The following is a 258-nucleotide window of genomic DNA, read 5'->3' as shown; positions in this document are numbered from 1 at the left end:
GAAGGCTCGGCCTTGAACGGCGCGATCTTGCCGGTTGCGGTAATGGTCGCCCCGGACACATTGCCCACGGTCAGGCGGTCGATATCGAAGACGCCGTCGCGCAGACGAAAGCCGGTATCGAGCGATTCTGCCACCAGCCCGCCATGGCTGACCGGCCCGGCTTTCACCCGCACATCGAGATCTTCACCCGCCAGCTGCGGTGCGCCCTTGCCCGCCTCCGATGGCGTGTTGCGGCCGAAGATGGCGGCAAAGGCTTCC

At 66.3% G+C, this 258-nt stretch carries 1 protein-coding gene; it reads right to left on the bottom strand.

Going from position 1 to position 258, the window contains the following annotated elements; all coding sequences use genetic code 11:
* Nucleotides 1-258 (bottom strand): AsmA family protein (locus tag Ga0451573_RS19355; RefSeq protein ID WP_231685826.1); only part of this gene is annotated, 258 nt, incomplete at both ends.

This window comes from Phosphitispora fastidiosa (genome assembly GCF_019008365.1).
GTDB classification, from domain to species: domain Bacteria; phylum Bacillota; class Thermincolia; order Thermincolales; family UBA2595; genus Phosphitispora; species Phosphitispora fastidiosa.
This window is presented reverse-complemented; position numbering and strand designations above follow the sequence as displayed.